Annotated in this window: 21 protein-coding genes; 8 read left to right on the top strand and 13 right to left on the bottom strand. The window is 66.1% G+C overall.

From position 1 onward, the window contains the following. Nucleotides 1-50: 50 nt before the first annotated feature. From LPA35_RS22345 to tgt, 3 genes are all read right to left on the bottom strand, one after another. Nucleotides 51-1,187 (bottom strand): diguanylate cyclase, encoded by a 1,137-nt coding sequence (locus LPA35_RS22345; protein ID WP_228899056.1) that lies wholly within the window; start codon nucleotides 1,185-1,187, stop codon nucleotides 51-53. Nucleotides 1,188-1,298: 111 nt separating this feature from the next. Beyond that, on the bottom strand, nucleotides 1,299-1,775 hold the full coding sequence (locus LPA35_RS22340) for a hypothetical protein (protein WP_228899054.1): 477 nt from the start codon (nucleotides 1,773-1,775) through the stop codon (nucleotides 1,299-1,301). 109 nt (nucleotides 1,776-1,884) lie between these two features. Next, nucleotides 1,885-3,057, bottom strand: coding sequence for a tRNA guanosine(34) transglycosylase Tgt (gene tgt / locus LPA35_RS22335; protein ID WP_121508943.1), 1,173 nt, complete (start codon nucleotides 3,055-3,057; stop codon nucleotides 1,885-1,887). Nucleotides 3,058-3,166: 109 nt separating this feature from the next. Here tgt and LPA35_RS22330 point away from each other — a divergent pair, with 109 nt between their 5' ends. Further along, nucleotides 3,167-3,646, top strand: coding sequence for a universal stress protein (locus LPA35_RS22330; protein ID WP_228899051.1), 480 nt, complete (start codon nucleotides 3,167-3,169; stop codon nucleotides 3,644-3,646). A gap of 70 nt (nucleotides 3,647-3,716) precedes the next feature. Here the strand turns inward: LPA35_RS22330 and LPA35_RS22325 are convergent, their stop codons facing one another. The 4 genes from LPA35_RS22325 to LPA35_RS22310 form a co-directional block, all read right to left on the bottom strand. Then, the gene (locus LPA35_RS22325; RefSeq protein WP_055392926.1) at nucleotides 3,717-4,103 is read right to left on the bottom strand and encodes a hypothetical protein; all 387 of its coding nucleotides are present in this window, start codon (nucleotides 4,101-4,103) and stop codon (nucleotides 3,717-3,719) included. A gap of 370 nt (nucleotides 4,104-4,473) precedes the next feature. Beyond that, nucleotides 4,474-5,673, bottom strand: coding sequence for a phospholipase A (locus LPA35_RS22320; RefSeq protein ID WP_121421353.1), 1,200 nt, complete (start codon nucleotides 5,671-5,673; stop codon nucleotides 4,474-4,476). Continuing rightward, nucleotides 5,670-6,023, bottom strand: coding sequence for a hypothetical protein (locus tag LPA35_RS22315; RefSeq protein WP_228899049.1), 354 nt, complete (start codon nucleotides 6,021-6,023; stop codon nucleotides 5,670-5,672). Before LPA35_RS22315 ends, LPA35_RS22320 begins: the two co-directional genes overlap by 4 nt. Nucleotides 6,024-6,202: 179 nt before the next feature. Further along, nucleotides 6,203-8,293, bottom strand: coding sequence for an ATP-dependent helicase (locus LPA35_RS22310; RefSeq protein ID WP_121508396.1), 2,091 nt, complete (start codon nucleotides 8,291-8,293; stop codon nucleotides 6,203-6,205). 333 nt (nucleotides 8,294-8,626) lie between these two features. Between LPA35_RS22310 and LPA35_RS22305 the strand changes: the two genes are divergently transcribed. After that, entirely contained in the window at nucleotides 8,627-9,907 is a 1,281-nt protein-coding gene (locus tag LPA35_RS22305; RefSeq protein ID WP_228899048.1) for an ABC transporter substrate-binding protein, read from the top strand. A 141-nt stretch (nucleotides 9,908-10,048) separates the two neighbouring features. Beyond that, a complete protein-coding gene (locus LPA35_RS22300) occupies nucleotides 10,049-11,002 on the top strand; it encodes an AEC family transporter (RefSeq protein WP_228899045.1) in 954 nt (317 codons plus the stop codon). Nucleotides 11,003-11,082: 80 nt separating this feature from the next. Here LPA35_RS22300 and LPA35_RS22295 read toward each other — a convergent pair whose 3' ends face one another. Further along, a complete protein-coding gene (locus LPA35_RS22295; protein WP_228899044.1) occupies nucleotides 11,083-11,811 on the bottom strand; it encodes a hypothetical protein in 729 nt (242 codons plus the stop codon). 316 nt (nucleotides 11,812-12,127) lie between these two features. On the opposite strand from LPA35_RS22295, the gene LPA35_RS22290 reads away from it, so the two are divergent. The 3 genes from LPA35_RS22290 to LPA35_RS22280 all read left to right on the top strand — a co-directional run bounded on the left by LPA35_RS22290 (nucleotide 12,128) and on the right by LPA35_RS22280 (nucleotide 14,787). After that, nucleotides 12,128-12,538: a DUF2141 domain-containing protein gene (locus LPA35_RS22290; protein WP_228899042.1), complete on the top strand. Its 411-nt coding sequence runs from the start codon at nucleotides 12,128-12,130 to the stop codon at nucleotides 12,536-12,538. An 18-nt stretch (nucleotides 12,539-12,556) separates the two neighbouring features. Then, nucleotides 12,557-14,074: a carotenoid oxygenase family protein gene (locus LPA35_RS22285; protein WP_228899040.1), complete on the top strand. Its 1,518-nt coding sequence runs from the start codon at nucleotides 12,557-12,559 to the stop codon at nucleotides 14,072-14,074. Nucleotides 14,075-14,223: 149 nt separating this feature from the next. Further along, nucleotides 14,224-14,787 carry a midcut-by-XrtH protein gene (locus LPA35_RS22280; protein ID WP_228899038.1) on the top strand — a complete coding sequence of 188 codons (564 nt, stop codon included), beginning with the start codon at nucleotides 14,224-14,226 and terminating at the stop codon, nucleotides 14,785-14,787. 6 nt (nucleotides 14,788-14,793) lie between these two features. Here the strand turns inward: LPA35_RS22280 and priA are convergent, their stop codons facing one another. Further along, entirely contained in the window at nucleotides 14,794-16,932 is a 2,139-nt protein-coding gene (priA, locus tag LPA35_RS22275; protein WP_228899037.1) for a primosomal protein N', read from the bottom strand. A gap of 846 nt (nucleotides 16,933-17,778) precedes the next feature. Here priA and LPA35_RS22270 point away from each other — a divergent pair. Continuing rightward, entirely contained in the window at nucleotides 17,779-18,240 is a 462-nt protein-coding gene (locus LPA35_RS22270; protein ID WP_370641504.1) for an NADH-quinone oxidoreductase subunit B family protein, read from the top strand. A 26-nt stretch (nucleotides 18,241-18,266) separates the two neighbouring features. Here the strand turns inward: LPA35_RS22270 and LPA35_RS22265 are convergent, their stop codons facing one another. The 3 genes from LPA35_RS22265 to LPA35_RS22255 form a co-directional block, all read right to left on the bottom strand. After that, nucleotides 18,267-19,145, bottom strand: coding sequence for a helix-turn-helix domain-containing protein (locus tag LPA35_RS22265; RefSeq protein ID WP_228899036.1), 879 nt, complete (start codon nucleotides 19,143-19,145; stop codon nucleotides 18,267-18,269). A gap of 58 nt (nucleotides 19,146-19,203) precedes the next feature. Then, nucleotides 19,204-20,316, bottom strand: a complete 1,113-nt coding sequence (hemE, locus tag LPA35_RS22260; RefSeq protein ID WP_121508406.1) for a uroporphyrinogen decarboxylase — start codon at nucleotides 20,314-20,316, stop codon at nucleotides 19,204-19,206. Between the two features lie 155 nt (nucleotides 20,317-20,471). After that, nucleotides 20,472-22,055: an MFS transporter gene (locus LPA35_RS22255; protein WP_228899035.1), complete on the bottom strand. Its 1,584-nt coding sequence runs from the start codon at nucleotides 22,053-22,055 to the stop codon at nucleotides 20,472-20,474. A 226-nt stretch (nucleotides 22,056-22,281) separates the two neighbouring features. Between LPA35_RS22255 and LPA35_RS22250 the strand changes: the two genes are divergently transcribed. After that, nucleotides 22,282-22,869 (top strand): hypothetical protein, encoded by a 588-nt coding sequence (locus LPA35_RS22250; protein ID WP_228899034.1) that lies wholly within the window; start codon nucleotides 22,282-22,284, stop codon nucleotides 22,867-22,869. Nucleotides 22,870-22,918: 49 nt separating this feature from the next. Here LPA35_RS22250 and LPA35_RS22245 read toward each other — a convergent pair whose 3' ends face one another. After that, a complete protein-coding gene (locus LPA35_RS22245) occupies nucleotides 22,919-23,488 on the bottom strand; it encodes a MarR family winged helix-turn-helix transcriptional regulator (protein ID WP_228899033.1) in 570 nt (189 codons plus the stop codon). Nucleotides 23,489-23,533 lie beyond the last annotated feature (45 nt).

Raw genomic sequence — 23,533 nt, 5'->3', positions numbered from 1 at the left:
TGGGATTCTGCCGCAGGTCAGCGGCGCGGCTCGGGTGAGAAGGACCGGTTTCAGGCAGTGCGCTCGTGCGTTGTCACCACGCGGTTGCGGCCCGCGCGCTTGGCGTCGTAGAGCGCCCGGTCGGCCGCAGCCAGCCAGTCGGCCCAGGTTCCGCCGGCGGAGGTCACGCACGCCAGTCCAATGCTCACGGTGATGGGGATGTCCTCGCCCAGCTCGGACAGCCGGATCTGCTGCACGGCCCCGCACAGGCGCTGGGCGATGGCGCTTGCAGCACTGGCGCTGGCGTCCGGCAGGTAGACCAGGAACTCTTCACCGCCCATGCGGGCCAGCAGGTCCGAATCGCGCAGCTGGTGGCGAAGTGCGTCGGCCGTGGCGACCAGCACGCGGTCGCCCGCCGCATGGCCGAAGCGGTCATTGATGTGCTTGAAGTGATCCAGGTCGAGCTGCGCGATGGCGCTGCCCACGGGCAGCCGCGCGGGCAGCATGGACATGGCCCAGCGGCGGTTGCCCACGCCCGTGAGCGTGTCGGTCTGCGCCACTTTTTCCAGGCGCACTTCGGCGCGCTCGTTGGAGAGGGACGAGACCATGAGTGCAACGCCAAAGTGGCAGAACATCTGCACGGAGAATGCCAGCGCAAAACCCTGTGGGCTGGCGGTGTGCGTGGCGATGTACAACAGCTGCAGGGCAAAGGTGCCCGCGCTGGCCAGGAGCAGCCCGGCCAGCAGGGGGCGCGATGGCAGGGGTTCGGTGCGGCGGTCGCGCCACACCTCCCAGGCTGCCGCGGTCAGTGACACTGCGGCGGTCAGGTGGAAGGCGCCTGCGCGCAGCAGGTTGTCCAGCGGAAACTGCGTGACCAGGCCCAGCACCAGCCAGCCTCCGGGAACCAGTATCAGCACCGCAGGCAGGACGCGCCTGCGGCCGCTCAGTGCCCGTGCACCTGCCCAGAAGAGGGTGTACCCCAGTGCCCCGAGCAGCAGGCTGGTGTGGGTCCAGAACCAGAGCGGCAGCATGGAATATTCACCCTGGCCTGCCAGTTCGGCACCCACGGCCAGCAACAGGTAGGCGGCTGCCAGGGGCTTGAGCCCTTGCGGGCGGCACGAATGGCGGCTGACATGAAAGATGCTCAGCGCCCCCGCCACCAGCGCGGTCTTGTAGAGCAGGAGGATGGTCGGGAGGTCAAGCTGCATACCCATGTCGCAATGCGGTGGCGGTGGGGGATGACGTTGGGGAGGGCTTTGGCGGGAGCGCATATCTTGGCAGCAAAACAGCGGCGGGCGCTACCCTGGCGCTACCCAACATTACCTGGCGCGAAGCCTGTGCCAGCGCAGCCGCCATTGCCGCCGCACTACCCGCGCCACGCGCCAGGCCCAAGAGGCGCGGGCGCGCTCCAGCACCGCGTGCTTGAGGCGCATCCAGTGGGCATAGGTCCAGGCAAACCAGTGCAGCTGCATCAGGGCGGGCTGGGTCAGGCTGAACAGCCGCGCCACCACGGCGGTGCCCACCACCTTGGCCAGCACGATCACCAGCATGCCCAGCACCACATGCCCCCGGCCCACCGCCCACAGGGCCAGCAGCTTGACGGGCAGCAGCAGTGCCGTGGGCAGCAGAAACACCGCTACCGCCGCCCAGGGGGGCAGGGCGCGCACGCAGCCTTCAATCCAGCGCAGGCCGGGCCAGCGGCCGATGCGCGCCAGCAGGCGCTGCAGCGGCTCCCAACCCCATTCCTCGAACAGGATCAGCAGCGCCAGCAGCCCGCTGCCCAGGCCGGTCAGCATGCGGGCGGGCCAGCGCAGCAGGTGGTGCAGGAGTTTTTGGATGATTTTGGCCTCTGGCGCTTATCTATCAAGCGCTAATAGCTATTGTTTTTATAGCTATTGGCTGTGCTTATACGCCCCGTGCGCGCTCGGTCTTGAAGCGTGCACGGAATTCGGCGAACGTGCCCGCGTCCAGCGACTCGCGCACCTCGCGCATCAGGTTCAGGTAGTAGTGCAGGTTGTGCACGGTGGTCAGCATGGGGCCCAGCATCTCGCCGCAGCGGTCCAGGTGGTGCAGGTAGGCGCGGCTGAAGCCCTCGCGCCCGCCATCGTCCCACGACACGCCCGAACTGCCCGCGCAAGCGTAGCAGGTGCAGCTGGTGTCCATCGGCCGGTGGTCGGCCTTGTGGCGCGCGTTGCGGATTTTGAGGTCGCCAAAGCGCGTGAACATCGTGCCGTTGCGCGCGTTGCGCGTGGGCATCACGCAGTCGAACATGTCCACGCCGTCGGCCACGCCCTGCACCAGGTCCTCGGGCGTGCCCACGCCCATCAGGTAGCGCGGCTTGTGCGCAGGCAGGCGGTGGGGCGTGTGGGCCATGATGTCCAGCATCTCGTCCTTGGGCTCGCCCACGCTCACGCCGCCCACGGCGTAGCCGGGGAAGTCCATCTCGACCAGGTGCTCCAGCGATTCCTGGCGCAGGTTCTTGAACATGCCGCCCTGCACGATGCCAAAGAGGGCGTTGGGGTTCTCCAGCCGCTGGAACTCATCGCGCGAGCGCTTGGCCCAGCGCAGGCTCATTTCCATGCTCTTGCGCGCCTCGGCCTCGGTGGTCTTGTGGCCCTTGGTCTCGTACGGCGTGCACTCGTCGAGTTGCATGACGATGTCGGAGTTGAGCGTGGTCTGGATCTGCATGCTCACCTCGGGCGACATGAAGAGCTTGTCGCCGTTCACGGGGCTGGCAAAGGTCACGCCTTCTTCGGTGATCTTGCGCATGGCCCCCAGGCTCCAGACCTGGAAGCCGCCGGAGTCGGTGAGGATGGGCTTGTCCCACTTTTCAAAGCCGTGCAGGCCGCCAAAGCTCTGCATCACATCCAGGCCCGGGCGCATCCACAGGTGGAAGGTGTTGCCCAGGATGATCTGCGCGCCCATGTCGTGCAGGCTGCGGGGCATCACGCCCTTGACGGTGCCATAGGTGCCCACGGGCATGAAGATGGGGGTTTGCACCACGCCATGGTTGAGCGTGAGCGTGCCACGGCGTGCGTGGCTGGTGGGGTCGGTTTTGAGGAGGTCGAACTGCAGCATGATGGGCGGCATTGTCCCAGACAGGCTACCCTGACCTCGCTCAAGGTTATGGACGGGTTTTCGACGAGGCCGTGGCTACACTGGACCAAGGTACTACAAGGAGAACACCATGCTCAAAATCCTCATCGCCGTGGACGGCTCCGAACTCTCCCTGGATGGCGTGCACCACGCACTGGCGCTGGTGGGCCAGGGGCTCCAGGCCACCATGGTGCTGGCCAACGTGCAGGAGCCCGCCACGCTGTACGAACTGGTGACCACGCGTGACCCCGACCTGATCGCCGCCGCCAGCCTGGAGGCGGGTGACCATCTCATGGCGCCGGCGCGCGCACTGCTCGACGCGGCCGGGGTGGCTTATGAAACCGATGTGGGGGTGGGCGATGTGGCGCACACGCTGGTGGACATGATCGAGCGTTCGGGCTGCGACATGGTCATCATCGGCGCCAAGGGCCAGGGCGCCATCACCAGTGCGCTGCTGGGTTCGGTGTCGCACGAGGTGGCGCATGCCAGCCCCGTGCCGGTGACCATCGTCAAACACGCCGAGGTGCTGGAGAACACAGACAGCGACGTGGCCGAGGACTCGGAGGCCTGAGCGCTCCCAGAAAAGAAAAGGGCCGCTGTGTTCGGCCCTGATCGGGATCTTTGAGGAAGCTCGCCTGGTTTCAGGCTGCCTTGCGAAACGGCTCCGCAGGGCGCTGCAGCTTGCCGTGGGGCAAGGTGGCCAGGCGCGAGAACATGCGGCGCACATAGCCGCGCACCCACAGGCATTTGTTGAGTTCGTCCACCGGCAGTGGGCCGGACACCACCACGATGTCGTTGGCCATGTCCTGCGCCCCAGCAGCGCGCAGGCGGCGGCGCGTGTTGTTGGCCCAGGACTGGATGCGCGTGGGGCTGCCATGCTGGTGTACCTCGCCCGTGTGCGCATCGAACGCAATGGCCACCGTGTCGGTCTTGAGCTTGAACCTGCGCTCACCCGTGACGGCACTGGGCGCCTCGCGCATGTCGTAGAGGTAGTAGCTGCCTGCCTTGAGCTGGTATTGCATGTCCATGGGTGTGTTCCTCTTTGTCGGCATTGTCGAGGGCGCACGGTGCGGGCAATGGCAGGTAAAACGGTGGGAAAGGGGCTCTTTTTGAACGCCTTTCACAGATGGCCACGCCGGTTTCTGTGCGCGTGCCATTGTGGCGGCCTGTCGGCGCCGTCACACAAAACTTGAGGACGATGTCGTAACGAGTTGTGAGCAATCCAGCGCGGAGTTCGCTGCGCTTTGCCTTGTGCGCAGCCTGTGAGACTGGCGCAGCCCCAGGCGCGGGCAGCCGAGCAAGGGCCGCGCCCTGCAGCGAGGGCTGCGTCCCCCTTCCCGAATGGCGCAGCCATTCGAGAGAAGGGGGAAGGTGCGCAGCGCCTCAGGGGGATGGACTCTAGAAGTCCACGAGACTCAACCCCACGCTGAATACGGTCCGCTTGCGGTTGTAGTCGATCATGCTGTCGCCGTAGCCACTGAACAGCTGCGTGTGCAGGCGCAGGTTGCTCTTGTTGCCAAACAGGCCCGTGCCCACGGTCTGCAGCCATTCCAGGCGTACCGAGCCCCGGTCGCTGCTCGACAACGAGTGGCGCAGCGTGGCGCCCACCGTGTTCTCCTTGTTGACGTTCCAGAATGCCGACAGCTCACCCCGCCCGATGTAGTCACTGATGCCGGGGTTGTCGTCGCTGCCCGAGCTTTCGGGGATGCGCTTCCAGATGCGCGCGTTCACGCTGACGCTGTTGCCCAGCTCCATGCCCGTCATCAGGTAGGCGCGGTTCCAGCTGCGCGACAGGGGCTTGCTCTGGCCGTTGGATTGGTGCACCAGTCCGATGCCGCTGTAGCGCCACTTCCAGCCAAACGGCAGTTGTGCCGTGGTGGGGTAGACATACATGACCTCGGGCTCGTGGTCGGTGGCGCGGAAGGGGCGCGAGATCTCGGGGGTGAACAGCTGCCAGTATGACTGCTGGGAGTAGCCGAACCATACCGAGTCCTTGAGCGTGGGATGTCCCTGGGTCAGCAGCCCTTGCGCAACCTTGGTACGCACCGACAGCTGGATGCGGTTCTCGGTGCGGCGGTAGGGCGTGGACTCGGTGGCCGAATGGTCGGCTGCATCCGACGTGGGCTGGCGGTTCACATTGCTTGACGCCACCACCGACACGGTGATGGGCCGGTAGCCCCGGAAGCTGAAGGTGCCGCAGTCGCTGCCCGACTCCAGTTCCCAGAAGCGCGAGAGGTCGCTGTACTGCGGATCGCGGCAGCCCTCGGTGCGGGCCACGTCAATCACACGGGTGGCGGGTAGTGTGGTGTCCACCGGGGGCGGCACGTCTGTCGAGGCCGACGCCGTGGCGCCAGGCGCGTTCCAGCCTTGCTGGTCGGTGGCCCACTGGTCAAAGCAGGCCAGGCGCGCCTGATTGTCACTGGACAGGGCGGCGCAGCGGCGCCAGGCAGCGTCGCCGCTCGGGGTGGCCGAGCCGCCAGCAGGCGGGGTCTGCGCCAGCGCGGCGCCGGCAGGCGCCAGCGCAGCGGCCACCAGCAGGGCCAGCGTGCCACGCCGGTGGCCGCCGCTGCGGCGAGGTGAGGCTGGCGCGGCCGTCATTGCCAGCCCACCTGCTTGCGCAGCACAAAAGGAGCCGAGGGGGCCGAAGGGGTGGGGTTGGCGTTGTTCCATGTTCCGCGTATTTCCTTGCCGCAACTTCCATCGACCACCTGGCCTGTCCAGGTGGCGCTGATGTTCGTGCCATTGATCGATTCTTCCAGCGTCAGGTCGCCGCCATCAACGTCTCCACTGACCTGCGCCGTGGCGCCATTTCTTTGCACGGTGCCACGCACGCTCTGTGCCAGCTCGGGGTGCGGGCCCAGTTGCAGTGTGGCGGTGGCGCCAGGTGCATCCGGGGCTGCGCCCTGCAGTTGGGCCAGCCAGCGCCCTTGCAGGTGCTGGTGGTCCATGTCTGCCGCCGACGTGCATGCTGCCGTGGATTTTGGGTCATTTTGGCTACTGACGCTTGTAGGATAAGCGCTGATAGCTATCAAAACAAAAGCAACTGCCAACAGCGGCGTGTGTCGGTGGATGTCGGGCGCCATGGGTGGAGTGCGTTGTGGTGGGTGCCGTGGCTGCGGTGGGGCGCTCATTCCGGGGTGGCGGCTGCTGCTGCAGTGGCTGCGGTGGTGGCCTGGGCCTTGGCCGCAAATTCGGCGCGCAATGCCTTGAGCTTCTCGCGCGGATCTTCGCGGGCGGTGGTCTTGTCCAGGCCCATTTCGGCGATGAAGCGGCTCGGTTGTGCGGCCACCATCTCGCGGCCCTTCTTGCGCCGCTTGGTCCAGCTCACGGCCAGGGTGCGCTGGGCGCGGGTGATGCCCACGTACATCAGGCGGCGCTCTTCCTGCAGGCGCTGCAGCGTGTCGTCGCTCACTTTCTGCTGTCGGCCTTCGTCGTCGTCGAGCTTGAAGGGCAGCATGCCCTCGGTCACGCCCACCAGCACCACATGCGGCCACTCCAGCCCCTTGCTGGCGTGCAGGGTGGAGAGCGTGACCATGTCCTGCTCCTGCTCGCGTTCACTGATGGTGGACAGTAGCGCAATGGTCTGCGAGACCTCCAGCAGGCTCTTGGTCTCCTTGGCCACCACGGCACCGGCCGTATCGTCGATCTGCCCGCCCGCGCGCTGGGCCATCCAGTCGCAGAACTCCATCACGTTGCTCCAGCGGGCGGCCGCCACCTTCTCGCTGTCTTCGTTGTCGTACAGGTGCTGCTCGTAGCCAATTTCCTTGAGCCATTCGTTCAGAAAGGCGCGGGCCTCTTCGGCGCCATGGGTGCGGCGGGCGCTGTACTCCAGGTAATTGATGTAGCGGCCAAATTCGTGCAGGCCGTCCATGGCACGCTTGGGCACCGCCGCTGGCAGCATGCCGTTGAACAGCGCGCCGAACATGCTCTGCTTGTGCTGCGTGGCAAACGCGCCCAGAGCCGCCAGCGTGGTGTGGCCGATGCCGCGCTTGGGCGTGGTGATGGCGCGCAGAAACGCCGGGTCGTCGTCGTTGTTGATCCAGAGGCGAAACCAGGCGCACAGGTCCTTGATTTCGGCGCGGTCGAAAAAGCTGGTGCCGCCCGACACCTTGTACGGAATATTGGCCTTGCGCAGCGCCTTCTCGAACGGCTTGGCCTGGTGATTGGCGCGGTACAGGATGGCAAAACTCTTCCAGTCCGGTGGCGGGTTGCTGGCCGCACGCAGGCTCTGGATGCGGGCCACGGCGCGCTCGGCTTCGTGTTCTTCGCTGTCGGCGTCCACCACCCGCACGGGCTCGCCTTCGCCCAGTTCGCTGAACAGGGTTTTGGGGAACAGCTTCGGGTTGGGCCCGATCACGTTGTTGGCCGCACGCAGGATGGCGCTGGTGGAGCGGTAGTTCTGCTCCAGCTTGATGACCTTGAGGTGGGGGTAGTCCACCGGCAACTTCTTGAGGTTGTCCAGCGTCGCGCCGCGCCAGCCGTAGATGGACTGGTCGTCGTCGCCCACGGCCGTGAAGTGCCCCTTTTCGCCCACCAGCAGCTTGAGCAGCTCGTACTGCGTGGCATTGGTGTCCTGGTACTCGTCCACAAGCACATGGCCCAGGGCAGCCTGCCACTTGGCTCGCACCTCCGGGAAGTCGCGCAGCAGCCGCAGCGGCATGCCGATCAGGTCGTCAAAGTCCACGCTCTGGTAGGCCGCCAGGCGCTCTTCGTAGCGGGCCATCAGCGTGGCGATGATGCGTTCGTTGTCGTCCGCCGCCTGGGCCAGCGCCTGCTCGGAGGTCAGGCCCATATTCTTCCACTTGCTGATCACCCACTGCCACTGGCGCGCGGTGGCCATGTCGGTGGTGCCGCCCGAGGCTTCCTTCAGGATGCCCGTTACGTCATCGGCGTCGAGGATGCTGAACTGGGGTTTGAGGCCCAGCACATGGCCGTCCTCGCGCACCATGCGCACGCCCAGGGCATGGAAGGTGCACACCAGCACATCCTTGGCGCGCCGGCCGATCAGGCCCTTGGCGCGCTCGCGCATTTCGGCGGCAGCCTTGTTCGTGAAGGTGATGGCCGCAATGCGCTTGGGGTCCATGCCCTTTTCGATCATGTGGGCGATCTTCATGGTGATCACCCGCGTCTTGCCCGAGCCCGCCCCGGCCAGCACGAGGCAAGCCCCGTCGGTGTAGTGGACAGCCTGGAGCTGGGCGAGATTGAGACCGGCAGACATGGGAGGGAGGGCAGCAGAGCAGCGGGGAGCGGGACAGGGAGGGCGGGTGTGGGCGGCGCATGCCCAGGGGCTGATGGTGGCGCGGCCGGGTCAGGCCGCGCAAGGGCGCAATGATACCGGCGCGGTCCGGCAGCCTGTCTAGCCCGTGCCCAGTCGGGGTGGACCGCGTATGCCGGGCGGGCGGCTGACAGGCCCCTGACGGGTGGGCGCCACCAGCACCTGGCGGGCCGGACGCTCCGGGAAACCCCGCTAGGGGCTTTGTTTTCACAATTTGATACTCGCAGGCCAGTGCATCTCTTGCCGGGATGCTGGTGTAGAGAACCGAGCCCCGCCATGAACCCCACTGACCAGCCCTCCACCGCTCAGACCGCCGCACCGGGCATCCCGGACGCACGCCGCCGCTGTGTGCACCTTCGCGCATGGAGCGCTGTGGTGGCATCCGGTGTACTGGCCTGCACGGCCCTGCTGCCGGCGCAGGCCCAGATCGGCAGCACCGTGCCTGTGCGCGTGGGGGTCGTGGGGCCGTTCACCGGGCCATCGGCCGATTTTGGCGGGCCCATGCTCAACGGCATCAAGCTGGCGGTGGACGAAATCAATGCCGTGGGCGGCTATCTGGGCCGCCCGCTGGAACTGGTCATCAAGGACGACACGGCCGACCCCGACCAGGGGCGTAAGGTGTCGCAAGAGCTTCTCAATGAAAAAGTGGTCGCCACCATCGGCTTTTGCAACACCGGCGTGGCGCTCAAGGCCATCGACCTGTTCCAGGGCGCCGCCAGCCCCCTCATCGTGCCCTGCGCCACGGGCACTGCCGTGACGGCCAAATACCCCGCGCCCGACAGCTACATCTTCCGCGTGCAGGCGCGCGACGCGATCCAGGCGCCCTTCCTGGTGGACGACATCGTCAAGCGCGGCTGGGACAAGGTCGCCATCTTTGCCGACAAGACCGGCTATGGCGAAGGCGGCTACAACGACGTGGTGGCCGCGCTGGCGGCCAAAAACCTCAAGCCCGTGCATGTGGCGCGTTTTGACCTGGGGGTGAAGGACCTCACGGCCGAGCTGACCGCCGCGCGCAACGCGGGCGCCAACGTGGTCTACAGCTACACCGTGGGGCCGGAAAACGCCACCATCGCCAACGGCAAGAAGGCCCTGGGCTGGAAGGTGCCGCAGGTGGGGCCGTGGCCACTGTCCTTCCCCTTCTTCCTCGAAGGCGCCAAGGACGCGGCCGAGGGCGCGCTCATGGTGCAGACCTTCATCGCCGAGCCCAGCAACGAGCGCCGTGCATCGTTCCTGTCGAGCTACACCCGCAAGTACCACGGCAAGGTGGCCGTGCCCATGGCAGCGGCCAACGCCTACGACGCCACCTACCTGCTGATGTATTCCTTCCTCGGCATCCGCGACGGCAACCTCACCGGCAAAGCCATCAAGGAGTCGCTGGAGGGCAAGATGAAGACCTACTACGGCGTGGTCACCACCTACGACAAGCCCTTCAGCGTGCAGGACAAGGACGCGATCACGCGCAACATGCTGGTCATGGGCATGGTCAAGAACGGCGCCATCACCTTCGCCTACCCCGAAGACGCCAAGCGCAACCTGATCATCCAGCGCAAGCAGTGAAGTGGATGCGCCTTCAACCGCAACGCTGGCTGGAGATCCTTGCCGTGCATTCGCCATGGGTGATGGCCCCCACCTGACTTTGCGCTGACCACACCGGGCGCCGCAGACCCCGGCCGCAGGCGCAGCAAGGACAATGGGACCGTGCTCTCCGTCCTTCTCATCACCTTCCCCTTCTTTGCGCTGGTGCTCTGCGGCTATCTCGCCGCCCGGCGCGGAGTGCTTCCCCAGCCGGCCATCCCGGGGCTCAACGCCTTCGTGCTGTACTTTGCACTGCCCTGCATGCTGTACCGCTTTGGCGCGAGCACACCCATCGCCCAGCTGCTGGACCCGGCCGTGGCGGGCGTGTATGTGCTCTGTGCGCTGGTGATGGTGGGCGCCACGGTGGCGCTCACGCGCAAGGCGCACATCGGCTGGAACGACGCAGCCTTTGGCGCGCTGGTGGCCGCTTTTCCCAACACCGGCTTCATGGGCGTGCCGCTGCTGGTCGCACTGCTGGGGGCGCAAAGCGCGGGCCCGGCCATCGTCACCATCGTGGTGGACATGGTCATCACCAGCTCGCTGTGTATTGCGCTCTCGCGCCTGGATGGTGCGGGCACCCACGGCGTGGGGGTGGCGCTGAAGAACGCCTTCAAGGGCATGGCGACCAATCCCATGCCCTGGTCGATTGCCCTGGGGGCGCTGGCCTCGGCCCTGCAGTTCAAGCTGCCTGGCCCGGTGGACAAGACCATCGCCATGCTGGCCGACGCGGCCTCGCCCGTGGCGCTGTTCACCATCGGTGCCGTGCTGGCGCGTTCGCAGATGAACCAGCACGAGCAGGTGCCCGCGCGCGACTATGTGCCGGTGGCGCTGGCCAAGCTCCTGGTGCACCCGCTTCTGGTGTGGGGCGTGGGCACGGCGGGCATGGCGATGGGGGTGCCGCTCACGCCCTTTGCGCTGACGGTGCTGGTGCTGCTGGCCGCGCTGCCCAGCGCCAGCAACGTCTCGCTGCTGGCCGAAAAGTTCGGCGCCAACAATGGGCGTGTAGCGCGGATCATTCTGGTGTCCACGACGCTGGCGTTTCTGAGCTTTTCAGCAGCGGTGGCGTTGCTGACCTGATTGCTATATTTATGATAGCTATTGGCGCTTTCCCATAAAGCGCTGGTGGCCCAAATTGCTTGAATTTTTGGCGCTGCCTTCTACCCGCGCCGCGTTCCCGGGCCGCGCCGCATCCAGGCGCCGGTCGCCAGCAGCCCCAGGCAAAGCACCACCAGCGCCCAGGGCGAGTTGACAGGGATGTTGCTGGAGGCCACTTCTTCGAGCACCAGGTCGTCGTGGTAGCCCGCCGCGTCGAAGGTGAAGAAGCTGCCGGTTTTGAGTGCGATGGTCACCTGGCTGGAGGTCGCCGTAAAGGTGCCGTCAAAGGGCTCCCACTGGAACTGGAAGACGCCGTTGAGCGCGAGGTTCGACACGTCGCGCCGGGCAATCAGCGTATCCAGCGGGCCGGGCGCCGCGTCGATGGTGGCTGCGCCCACGGCGCCGTCGTAGGCCACCACTTCCCACCAGGTGGCGTTGCCGCCGGCATTGCCCGTGACGCCCCCCGACCAGGCGCCGCGCAGCCGGTACACCCGCCCGGGGGTGACCGCCACGGTCTGGAACAGGCCCCCGTGTGCATTGCCCGCGCCACTGCCTTTTTTCTGCGCGTGGGACATTCCGGCGCCTCCGAACGGGCACTGGGTGGGCACCCAGATATCGCAGTCGTTGCTGTGTATCCAGGTGCCGTCCCAGAAGCCCGGCGGCGCCGTCCAGGTACTCCAGCCAGCCAGGCCGGCCTCGAAGTTGCCGTTGGTGAGCAGGTTCTGGGCACGCACGGCGGTTCCCCCCGCCAGGAGGAGCAGCAAGATCAGGGCACGAACAATGGCTGTCATTGGTAGGGCTTTCTGAAAGTCGAGGGGGAGCAGGGGGACGGTGCGCGGGGCGCCATGCCCGCCAATACCGAGCTGCAAAGAGGCGCAGTATCTGGGCCGATCCCCCCGGATGCAAGTTTTATCGGGCAGGTGGGCAGCGCAAGCTGGGCCGACTGGGCGGCCTTGCCAGGCCGGTGTGCCTCACGCCGACGGGTTGCAGGTCACGCCACGTTTTGTGCATTTCGTCGCAAACGCCTCGCGGGGCCTGGGCGGGCTGGGCACAGTGCGGGTCGGTCTGGGCGTGTCCCAGCTTGACCCCCCCACAGAAAGCCCCTTCATGAAAAAACTGATTCTCTTCCTGGCCGCGCTGACCACCCTGGCAGCACACGCTGCCGACCTGCGCATTGAAGTCACCGTGCCTGCGCAAAAGCAGGGCGCCGTGCTGGCCGCACTGTTTGACAACAGCGAGGGCTTCCCGCGCGGCAAGCCGCTGCAGGTGGCCGCGGCCCAGCCGGGCGATGGGAAGGCTGTGGTGCAGTTTGTGGGCCTGCCCGAAGGTGACTACGCCGTTTCGGTGTTTCTGGACGAGAACGCCAACATGAAACTCGACGCCAATGTGTTTGGCGTGCCGACCGAGTTATACGGCTTCAGCCGCAATGCGCGCAGCGCGCTGGGCCCACCGCAGTTCGCCGACGCGGCCTTCCGCGTGGGTGCCGATGTCAGCCCCCAGGCCATCGAACTCAAGTAAGCCAGCCAGGAGCCCGCGATGACCCACCCCCATCCACCGCGCCGCGCTGTTCTGGCAGCCCTGGCCGCCAGCCTGCTGCCCACGCTGAGCCACAGCGCCGATGCGCCCCATGCCTGGCGCAGCAGTTACACCCCCTACAACGGGCCTTTGAAGGCGCCGCTCGCCAGTGGCCCGCTGCCCGTGAGGGGGCGCTGGCCCGCTGCCCTGCAGGGCACGCTGTACCGCATTGGCCCGGCCCGGCGCGAGCTCGGCAGCGTGGCCATGAACCACTGGTTTGACGGCGACGGAATGCTGCAGGCGTTTCGTTTTGAGGGCGGCAACCTATCACCGGCCACGTCGCCCCGGATTTCGCACCGAGGCGCCCTGCTGGCCACCCCCAAGCTCACAGCCGAAGAGGCCGCCGGTCGGCTGCTGTACTCGGGTTTTGCCACCACTCTGCCCAACTCGCCCCCGCTCAGCGGGCCGGACGACGTCAACCCTGCCAACATCAATCTGCTGGCCCTGCCCGCGCGCAAGGAGCTTTTTGCGCTGTGGGAAGCGGGTTCGGCCCTGGCGGTGGACCCGGTTACGCTGCAGGCCCAGGGGTTCAAGGCCTGGTCGCCCGAGACGCGGGGCGCGCCCTTCTCGGCCCATCCGCGTGTGGCGCCGGATGGCACGGTGTGGAATTTTGGCTATGTCCCGGGCTCGGGGAAGCTGCTGGTGTACGACATTGCACCGACTGGGCAGTTGCGCCGCCAGCATGTCCTGACCACGGAACAAGCAGACATGGTGCACGACTTCGCCATCACTGAGCGGCACTTGGTGTTCCTGCTCATGCCGCTGAAGTTCAACGGACAGCCCGGTGCCGGTAGCCCGCTGCCGCACTACCGCTGGGAAGACAAGGCGCCGCTGGTGGTGTTGCTCGTGGGCAAGGCGGACTTCAAGGTCCAGCGCTTTGAGTTGCCCGCCACCGGCCTGTTCCACCTGGCCAATGCCTGGGAAGAGGGTGGCACGGTGCAGGTGCGGTTTGTGGCGCAACCCGACATCCTGACCGCGCTGCGCCATCTGAACGTCGATGCCCCCCGCAGCACCTCGGTAGCGGCTGCGACGCAGTGGGCGCACATCACGCTCAACCCGTCCATCGGCCAGGCGCGGCTGGAGACACCGGGGCTTGCCCACGTGGAGTTCCCGCGCATCCACCCGGCTCGCAACGGGCTGCCCACGCGCTTCACCACCTTGCTGGCGCGCAGCCCGGGCATGGACGCGCAAGTGCAGGGCTTTGACACGGTGCTCACGCTGCAGGGCGACAAAACACCGCAGCGCCATCGGTACGGCGCGGGCTGGATTGCAGAGGAGCATGTTTACATCCCCGCCAGCACCACCGCGCCCGAGGGCCGGGGCTGGGTGCTGGGCACCGCCTACCACTGGCCGACGGAGCGCACGACGCTGTCCGTGTTCGACGCCCAGGCGGTGAATGCCGGGCCGGTGGCCAGCGTCACGCTGCCCTATGGCCTGCCGCTGGGGCTGCACGGGCAGTTTGTGGCTGCTGGAGCTTGATCAAGGTGCTGGCTCTTGGCCAGCCCGGTGGCTGGCGCCAGTGATCAGGACTGGGCAGGCGGTCACGGTCTGCGCATGGCAATAACTTGCTTGCTGATTCAGTAATCCCTTGTAACACTTTCTGTTTTACGCAAAAAAGGGATTTCAGAATGAAGCAAGTGATGTTGGGTGCGCGGGCTAGTGTCGTTGCGGTGGTGGGATTGCTCGTGGCCCAGGGCGCCGCCGCGCAATCCATGGGTAGCGTGTCCTACGCGCCCCTCGCGGCCTCGAACGTGCCCACGGTGTCTGAATGGGGGCTGATCGGAATGGCGGTTTTGGTGGCCCTGGCGGCCTATCACGCGATGCGTGCCCAGGGCGGCCGTGCGCTGAAGGCCTGGACAACGGGTCTGCTGGTTTGCGGAGTGCTCTCAGCGAGCCTCTGGAATCACCCCGCCATCGCAACCCCCCCACCGGTCGAGATCGCCTTTGACCAGGCCACAGGCGGCGTGGCCAACATTCCCCACAGCACCGAACTCTTCTTCGGGGATTTCTTTCATATCTATACCGCCCAGAACCTGACGGACCGCGCGCAGCGGGTGACCGGCGTCAGCGTCATATCTGGACTGGTTGTGCTTCCTCCCACGGGCTTCACGCCAGAATGTACTGTGGGCTTGGTGCTGCAGCCCAACGAAGTCTGTTACATCAAGGTCTACAACGACAATCTGCCCGGTTGACCGGCGTCATATCGCGAGCGGGTCCACATCCACCAGCCACCGTATCAGCCCCTTGTGCTCGGGCTGACTGCGGGTGGTTTGCAGCACTGGCTGCCACGCGGCCAGAAAGCGCTGCAGGGTGGCGCGGCTGCTGCTTTCCATGAGCATCTGGGCGCGTTCCACATTGGCCACACGCTGGATGGTCAGCGGCACGGGCGGGAACAGGATGACCGTGCCATCGGGCAGCCCTGGCAGCTGCGCGGCGTGGGCGGCGGCGGTGGCTGCTGACAGAAAACCCTGCGCCACCTCCTGCGTGCGGGCATCGGCCCGCACCAGCGCCTGGTAAGAGAACGGCGGCATGGCGGCCTCCTCGCGCTCCTTGAGCTGCTGGGCGGCAAAGGCCTCGTAGTCGTGCGTGCGCAGCGCTTCGAACACGGCATGTTTGGGGTGAAAACTCTGCACCCACATCTCGGGCTGCGTGCCATGCACCGCTTGCGCGGCCATGTAGGCCGCATCGCGCCCAGCCCGGCCTGCGGCCTGCATGAGCAGCGCAAACAGCCGCTCGGCCGCGCGGAAGTCGCTGCTGAACAGCGCGCCATCGGGCTGCACCGCGGCCACCAGCGTGATGCGCCGGAAGTCGTGCCCCTTGGCGATCATCTGCGTGCCCACCAGCACATCCACCTCACCAGAATGCACCTGCGCCAGCTGCGCCTCCAGCGCACCCTTGGCCCTGGTGGTGTCGGCGTCGATGCGGGCGATGCGGGCCGGCGTGCGGTCGGGCCGCAGCACTTCGGACAGCAGGGCGCCCAGTTGCTCTTCGAGCTGCTCGGTGCCCCGGCCCATGGGGTGGATGTCGGGGCTGCCACAGGTGGGGCAGTGGTAGGGCACGCGCACGGTGTAGCCGCAGTGGTGGCAGCGCAGGGTGCGGTCGGTCTTGTGGAAGACCTGGTGCGCGCTGCAGTGCGGGCAGTCGCTTTTCCAGCCGCAGTCCACGCAGTGCAGCACGGGGGCGTAGCCCCGGCGGTTCAGCAGCACCATGCTTTGTTCGCCGCGCGCCACGCGTTCGGTGATGGCCTGCAGCAGCGGCGCGCTGAACACCGTGCGCCGAGGCTGCTGGTTCATGTCCACCCGGCGCACACGCGCCAGGGCGCCGGCACCAATGCGGCTGGGCATGTGCAGCCGCACATAGCGGCCGCCTTCGGGGTCGTCGGCCATAGGGGGGCGGCTGGCGTACCAGCTCTCCAGCGACGGTGTGGCCGAGCCCAGAATGACCTTGGCGCCCTGCTCGCGCCCACGCCAGATGGCCAGATCACGGGCCGAGTAGCGCGCGCCCTCTTGTTGCTTGTAGCTGGGGTCGTGTTCTTCATCGACCACGATGAGTTTCAGCCCCGGCAGGCTGGCAAACACCGCCATGCGCGTGCCCAGCACGATGCGTGCGCTGCCGCTGTGGGCGGCCAGCCAGCTCTTGAGGCGCTGTGGGTTCGTCATCCCGCTGTGCAGCGACACCACGGCACCTGGGCCGAAGCGCGGGGCAAAGCGGCCCACAAAGCGCTCTTCGAGCTGGGGGGTCAGGTTGATCTCGGGCACCATCACCAGGGCTTGCGCGGTGGGGTCGGCCTCCAGCATCTCCTGCACACAGCGCAAATACACCTCGGTCTTGCCGCTGCCCGTGCTGCCAAACAGCAGGAAAGGGCCTTTTTCAGCAGAAATTCGGGCCTTAGCGCTTTCCTGTTCTGGGGTAAGTGCTATGTTTTCAATAGCATTTGAAGTGTCGCCCCCTGCCTTGGCCGGGCGGCGCAGGCGGCGGGCGAGTTGTTCGGGGCGCAGGTCGCGCAGCTGGGGCGGCAAGGCGGCCGTAGCGACTTCGCCCAGGGCGCGCTGGTAGTAGCGCGCGGCGAATGCCACCAGGCGGCGCCAAGGCATGTCCAGCGGCGCCACACCGTCGAGCACACCGGCAATCGGCCGCAGCGTGGCGCCGTCAGGCAACTCGCCGGTGGCCTCGTCGGTATCCCACACCACGCCCAGCACCTCGCGGGTGCCCAGCGGCACGCGCACCAGCGTGCCGGGCGCGAGCGGGTGCTCACTGGCGTAGCTCAGCAGATCGCCCACGCCGCTGTGCGACGGGGTGTGCAGGGCAACCTGGACGATGGTGGAGGGGGTAGGCACGGCAGAGGGCGGGTTACAGAGGCTTGTGGAGGTCGCTTGGAGGTTTGGGTGCTAAGTGCTTGATTTGATGAGGGGCCCCAAGTAATCCCGACTTTCTGTGGATAACTTTGTTGACATCCTGTCCGGACACCCTGCCAGCCCGCATGAATGCTGGCTGCGAACAGATTGCCCGGAAATGCGGCACACCAAAAAAATCGTTATGAATCAAGCATCTGAAGAAATTCCCCACGATTTTTTGTGCTAAGCCGTTGTGACGGACGTATGTTGCGCCGCATCACGGTTGGTGTGCATAAGTCGGACACGAGGGCTTCGTCAAGAGGACAGATGGCCCCCTTTTTGTGCTAGCAGTGTGGTGTCATGTTCACGCATTTCTTCGATATGGCCTGCAAGTGCTTGATTTCACAGGGTATTTGTAAGAAATCCAAAATTTCTGTGGATAACTTTGTTGATATCCCTTGGGTTTGGCCTGCAAGCCCTTGAAAATCCGTGCTTTGGCTGGATTGCCTGTCAAAAAAGCAGGGGATTTAAATCCATATAAATCAACGACTTAGCGGTTGCGCAAAGTTTTTTTACAAGTTACCACCTGCGGTGACGCGGGGCCGGTGAATGCTCCAATTTTGTGCATAAGTGCGCCTTGGAAGCGGGCTCGCCCGCACCTGAAGATCTTGAACAGGTTCTAAGGATTGTCGCAGGGCCTGCTGGGGCGCTGTGCGGTGAGGCTGGTGTCGTCGCAGGTCTCCGGTGATGGAGGCCGATGTCGCTTTGCTTCAAGACGGCGTGGGCCCGCGTGGCGACGATGCGGCCATGGCTAACAACTCTTCTCCTTCCCTTGCAATAGCTCCCTCCATGGAGCGCGATGGTTTTGTGCTTGCCCGGCTGGACGATGTGGTGCAGGCCGCACGCGCCAACAGCCTGTGGTTCATGACCTTTGGCCTGGCCTGCTGTGCCGTCGAGATGATGCACGCCGCCATGGCGCGCTACGACCTGGACCAGTTCGGCATCATTCCGCGCTCCAGCCCACGCCATAGCGACCTGATGATCGTGGCCGGCACGCTGACGAACAAGATGGCGCCCGCCATCCGCAGGGTGTATGACCAGATGCCCGAGCCGCGCTATGTGGTCTCGATGGGGTCGTGCGCCAACGGCGGCGGGTACTACCACTACAGCTATTCGGTGGTGCGCGGCTGCGACCGCATCGTGCCGGTGGATGTCTATGTGCCCGGTTGCCCGCCCACGGCCGAGGCGCTGCTCTACGGCATCCTGCAGCTGCAGGCCAAGATCAAGCGCCCCCGTGTGATCCAGCGGTAAAGCGGTCGCAAAGCGCGGCGGCCCCTTCAACTGCGCCGCAGCAGCCAGTCGGCATCGTCACCCGGCTGCTGGGTGTGGGCCTTGAGTGCAGCAGGAGGGCGTTCGAAAAGGCTGCGCGCCTCGCGGCTGAAGTGTGCCTGGTCGGCGTAGCCGTGGAGCAGCGCGGCATCCAGCGCACCCGCATCGCCGTCGCGCATGGTCAGCAGGGCGTGTTCGGCCCGCAGCATGCGCTCGATTTCGCCAGGCCGCAGGCCTACCAGTTGCCGTGTGCGGCGCTGCAGGTGCCGGGGCGTCCAGCCGAGCGTGGTGGCCAGGGCCTGGCGTGCGCCGCGCTGCCAGTCCTGCTGCAACACCTGCAGCCAGGCGGCGTGCCGGTCTGCCACGGCGCCCCAGCGCGGGGTGAGGAAGGCCACACACAGCGCCTTGCGCGCACCATGGTCGGGCGCCGTGTGGACGGCTGCCAGGAGTCGGTGCCACTCCTCGGGCAACCAGGTCACCGCGTCCGTGATGCGGTCGGTCAGCGGCGCCAGGTCCTGCCCGGTCAGCAGCCCCAGCGCGCCGGGCTGGAACGCCAGGCAGAACGAATCGCCATCGCGGGAAGAGACCGAGTGGTAAGGATGGCGGTGGGCGCCCGACAGCGTGATGGTGGGCATGGCCGCTGCCGTGGCCGTACCCGCACATTCCACGAGCTGGACCGTGCCCCGCGTGAGCCAGATGATGCCCGGGTAGGGGCTGGGCGGCACGCGCGTGTCCGCCAGGGTGTGGGGCGGCTGGCGGCCCAGGTCGCGCCAGAAAAAGGCGCGCACGCAGTCCGCGAGCGCGCCGGGTGGGGCTTGCAGGGCCGAGGCGGGCAGCGCCTGCGGGCAGGTGGGGGACTCCGCTGGCGGCGGTACGGGCTGTTCCATTGCCATCACCTGGTCCCTGCCGGGTGCGCCGCGCGGTCTGGAGCCCTCGCCCGGAGGATCAGCCCTGGCGCTGTGCGCGCGAGTGGCTGTGCACCGCCTCTACCAGCGCCGCCACATGCTCGGGTGGGGTGAACTGGCTGATGCCGTGGCCCAGGTTGAAGATGTGGGTGGGGCCGGTGGTGCTGCGGTCGGTGTGGGGTTTGCCGAAGCTGTCGAGCACCTTGTGCACCTGTTGCACGATCTGCGCGGGCGGCGCAAACAGCACGTTGGGGTCGATGTTGCCCTGCAGCGCCTTGCCCGGGCCTCCTGGCTGGCCGCCCACGATGGCGCGGGCCTTGCCCAGGTTGGCCGTCCAGTCCAGGCCCAGCACCTCGCAGTCGATGTCTTTCATGTCCTCCAGCCAGATGCCGCCGCCCTTGGTGAAGACGATGCGCGGCACGTCGGCGCCGTCCACGCCGGTGCGCTTCAATTGCGCCAACACGCGCGTGGTGTAGGCCAGGCTGAACTCCTGGAACGCGCCGTCGGCCAGCACGCCGCCCCAACTGTCAAAAATCATCACGGCCTGGGCTCCGGCGTCGATCTGGGCGTTCAGGTACGCGGCCACGCTGTCGGCGTTGATGGCCAGGATGCGGTGCATCAGGTCGGAGCGGCTGTACATCAGGCTCTTGACGAGGCGGTAGTCATCGCTGCCCTTGCCTTCGACCATGTAACACGCCAGTGTCCAGGGGCTGCCCGAAAAACCGATCAACGGCACGCGGCCGTTCAGGGCCTTGCGGATGCTGGTGACCGCGTCGAACACGTAGCGCAGCTTGTCCATGTCGGGCACCGCCAGCTCGGCCACGGCGGCTTCGTCGCGCACCACTTTGGCAAAGCGCGGGCCTTCGCCCTCGGCAAACGACAGACCCAGGCCCATGGCATCAGGCACGGTGAGGATGTCGCTGAACAGGATGGCGGCATCGAGCGGAAAACGCTCCAGCGGCTGCAGGGTCACTTCAGTGGCGTAGTCCACATTGGTGGCCAGGCCCATGAAGCTGCCGGCCTGGGCGCGCGTTGCCTTGTACTCCGGCAGATAGCGCCCCGCCTGGCGCATGAGCCACAGGGGCGTGTAGTCGGTGGCCTGGCGGCGGCAGGCACGCAGGAAGGTGTCGTTGGCGAGGGGGGCGAAGGTCATCCTGCGATTGTCGCAGGCCGACCGCCAGCCTCGGCACCCGGCCTGGCGGCAGAAATTGATGCGCATCAAGCCGGGGCGCACGCGGAACCGGCTTCGCCGGTCCAGGGGTGGCGTCCTCCTCCCGGGGGAACCGGCGCAGCCGCTCAGGGGGGGCTTCACCGTTCTGCGATGTAGTGCGACATGCGGACGGTCTCGCCGGGCGCCAAAAACGCCCGCACTTCGGTTTCCAGCACCTGGTCGGCCATCGTGGCGCGGGCGCGCTGGTGCAGGTAGTCGGCCCAGGATTCAACGATGAAGCGCTCCACGTACCGCGAGGGTTCACCCAGGTCCTTGTACACCCGCCAAAAGGTGGCGCCGTCGCGCCTGCGCGGGGCCTTCATGCGGCTGATGGTGTCGAGGAACGCTGCATCGGTGCCGGGCGCAATGCGGTAGCCCACCTCCACAGCCACGGGGCCTGCCTCGGGCAGGGGCTCGGCCTCGATGAAGAGTTCATCCCACGGTGTGGCCTGCGTCACTTCGTGCAGCCCACCCATGCGCAGCGGCATGGGGCGTGCCAGCAGCAGCCCCACACCCATGAGCGCAGCGGCCACGTACAGTGTGGGAGCCAGGCCCACGATGTCGGATGCGGCGCCCCAGAATGCCGAGCCCATGGCAAACGCGCCCAGCGCGGCCACCATGTGCATGGCCACGGCGCGGGATCGCACCCACTGTGGGGCACTGGCCTGCGTGGCGGTGTTGAAGGTGGACATCGCCGACATCCACGCCGCGCCCGCAAACAGCATGGCGACGTAAACCACCCACGCCACCTTGGTCAGCGCTGCCACCAGCATGGCGGCAGCAAAAACCACGCCGCCCACGCCCACGATGACCTCCATGCCAAAGCGCGCGCGCAGCCGCCCCAGCACCAGGCCCACGGCCACGGCACCCGTACCCAGGCAACCCATCAGCAGCCCGAAGCCCTGCGCACCGGTGCCCAGCTGGCGCTGCGCAATCACCGGCAGCAGCGCCCACAGGGCCGAGCCTGCCGCGCTGAACGCCATCACGCGCACCAGCTGCGCCAGGATGATGCGTGAGTGCCAGGCAAAACGCAGGCCACTGAGCGTGCCGCCCCACAGGCGCTCGGCGGGCAGCTTGGACGGCGGGTGTGCCTTGGGCGGCCAGCGGCGGATGGACTCCCACATCACCAGCGTTGTGGTCACCGTGACGGCAAACACCCAGCCCGCACCCAGCTGCGCAAACACCAGCCCGGCCAGCGTGGGCCCCACGGCGCGCGCGGCGTTGTAGGCGATGCTCACGGCGGTGATGGCCTGGGGCCACTCGTCGCGCGGAACCGGGTCGATGACGGATGAGTTCCACGCAGGCGTCAGCACCGCCGTGCAGCAGCCACACACAAACACCAGAAACAGCACCGACGCCGGACCGCCCCAACCGCCCAGCACCAGCAGCGTGAGCAGTGCACAGGCGCCCACCTGTGCCATCAGCGCGCCCGATATCAGCCTGCGCCGGTCGGTGGTGTCGGCCAGTACACCGGCAGGCAGGGCCAGCAAAAACATGGGCAAAAACACGGCCGTCTGTACCAACGCCGCCAGGAACGACGAGCCCGTCAACTCCACCATGAGCCACGCAGCGGCCATGGTCTGCATGCCGCTGCCCACAAAAAAGATGCCACCGCAGATCCACAGGCCTCGGAAAGCGGGTTGGCGCAGGGGGCTCCACAAAGAGGTCGGGGGTGATGACATGGCGGGTGGGCAAAAAAAAGGCGGACCAGAAGGAATGCACTGGAGCAACCACGCTCACCGCTGCGACCTTTGCCAACGCGTCCCGCCGTTGGGTGCGGCCCTGTGCAGTCAATCCCCAAAACGGGGGATGACGCTGAGGTGGGCGTTTGTTAGTATTTGTGCGTGTTGTAGCTATTTGTATAAAACAGTGGCAAGCCTAGGTCAATTCACCGACGGAGGAGAGGGTATGTTGAGAAATAGCATTATTTCTTTGGGGTTTATTTGCGTGACTGGATTTGCACACGCAGATCTTAAAAATATCAGCGCGACCGGAGTTCATTCTGCAACCAATCTGGAAGCCATCGCTTGCACTATAGCTGGATACGATGGGCCGTCGTACCGTGGGACCAAAGTGCTGTATATCTTTGCCGAATCGACGGGTAATGGGCGTGACCCGATGCTCAGAGTCAGCTCGCTGAAATACAACTATGTGATGCAAAACGACGACTGGGAGGAGGAGTACTACGTCAACGGTTCAGCGCGAACCCCTGTGCCGGCATCCTTGTATTCCAGCTTTATGCGGATTCCTAATCGGGCTACTGACGCGGCAGTCATTTATTTTGCAGACCCCGGGGAGGCTGTTTGTGCTTTCACCAAGGAGTATGCAAATGATGGAAACCTTTATCAGGTTCAAATTTCTTTTACCGACGTCACGGCGGCCATTACGGCGGCAGGAATCCGATCTTCAGCAAACGATGCCGCTGTGGATCCAAATGGAATGCTGCGAGCTGACTTGAACCAGCTCATGGACATTCAGGCAAATACTGAAAAATAGGAATCAGCGATTCCAGGGGGTTTGGGAAGTACCGCTGGTGGCGCTGCCGTCACCATTCTTGGTCTGTTCGCGAGGTTTTCCGGCCCCCGCGCAACCGGTAAGTGCGCGGCACATCGGTGCGGCTTGCCACCAGAGCTTCCGCCCGTTTTTGCATATCGGCCAGCGCGAGGTCCAGGGCCTGAACCGTGCCCGTGTTCAGGCCCGCCAGCAGTTCCTGGTTAAGCGCCTTCACCTGGGGGAACAGTTGATCGTGCAGCGCCTGCCCTGCCGGGGTGAGCGATAGCACCGCCTGGCGCCGGTCGCCCGGCATCGCATCGCGGGTGAGCAGCTTTTTGGCCAGTAGCGACGTGATGGCGCGTGACGTGCGCGACCGGTCCAGCCCCAGCCGCTGGGCCAGCTCGGCCGGGGGCATGCCCGTGTGCTGCGCCAGCATCATCAGCAGCCCCCACTCGCGCCGCGTGATGCCGTAGCCCCCTTCGCACAGCCGCACCACCAGGCTGCCCGCGACGGCCAGCAGTCGGTTCAGGCGGTACATCAACAGGTCGTTGGCCGCTTCCGGATGGGTCAGGCGGTGGCCCGGCTCGGCGGGGCCTGGGGGTGCCGGGGTGGGCGCGGACATCAGGGTATTTCCGTGCAATAGTTGATTAGATCAATCGATTGTGTG

It is taken from the genome of Acidovorax sp. Leaf73 (genome assembly GCF_916855635.1).
Lineage (GTDB): Bacteria > Pseudomonadota > Gammaproteobacteria > Burkholderiales > Burkholderiaceae_C > Acidovorax > Acidovorax facilis.
Note: the sequence above shows the minus strand (reverse complement) of the source record. Positions and strands in the feature narration are given on the sequence as shown.